At 60.4% G+C, this 877-nt stretch carries 1 protein-coding gene; it reads right to left on the minus strand.

Annotation, left to right across the window (positions count from 1 at the left end; genetic code table 11):
• Nucleotides 1-54: 54 nt before the first annotated feature.
• Entirely contained in the window at nucleotides 55-819 is a 765-nt protein-coding gene (locus N5K27_RS28945; RefSeq protein WP_001389365.1) for an IS6-like element IS6100 family transposase, read from the minus strand.
• Nucleotides 820-877 lie beyond the last annotated feature (58 nt).

The raw sequence follows: 877 nt of genomic DNA on the forward strand, positions 1-877 counted from the left end.
GGCTCTGTTGCAAAGATTGGCGGCAGTCAGAGGTAGGCTGTCGCTCTGCGCCGATCAGGCGGCTGCTGCGAAATGGTGGTTGAGCATGCCCATGGCCTCCGTCAGCGCCGAGGGCCCAATGCCAAAAGCTCTCTCCACAAGGCGCACCTCGCCCCTGATGCCGGGCTGCAGGCACCAGGGGCGAGCCTGTCCTTTGCGCAGGGCTCGCATGACTTCGAATCCCTTGATCGTGGCATAGGCCGTGGGGATCGATTTGAAACCGCGCACCGGCTTGATCAGTATCTTGAGCTTTCCGTGATCGGCCTCGATCACGTTATTGAGATACTTCACCTGCCGGTGGGCCGTCTCCCGGTCCAGCTTTCCTTCGCGCTTCAATTCGGTGATCGCTGCACCATAGCTCGGCGCTTTGTCGGTATTGAGCGTGGCAGGCTTTTCCCAGTGCTTCAGGCCTCGCAGGGCCTTGCCCAGGAACCGCTTCGCTGCCTTGGCGCTGCGGGTCGGCGACAGGTAGAAATCGATCGTGTCGCCCCGCTTGTCGACTGCCCGGTACAGGTAGGTCCACTTGCCCCGCACCTTGACGTAGGTTTCATCCAGGCGCCAGCTCGGATCAAAGCCACGCCGCCAGAACCAGCGCAGCCGCTTCTCCATCTCCGGGGCGTAGCACTGGACCCAGCGATAGATCGTCGTATGGTCGACCGAAATGCCGCGTTCCGCCAGCATTTCCTCAAGGTCGCGATAGCTGATCGGATAGCGACAATACCAGCGCACCGCCCACAGGATCACATCACCCTGGAAATGGCGCCACTTGAAATCCGTCATCGTTCCGTCCGTCCAATCTCCGCCAAGCATGCTCAAGCTTCACGATTTTTGCAACAGA

The organism is Pigmentiphaga sp. GD03639 (assembly GCF_029845405.1).
In the GTDB taxonomy this organism is placed as follows: domain Bacteria; phylum Pseudomonadota; class Gammaproteobacteria; order Burkholderiales; family Burkholderiaceae_B; genus Pigmentiphaga; species Pigmentiphaga daeguensis.

Excerpts from the sequence above, each read along its gene's own strand:
- N5K27_RS28945 (WP_001389365.1), bottom strand. The coding sequence starts at position 819 with ATGACGGATTTCAAGTGGCGCCATTTCCAGGGTGATGTGATCCTGTGG.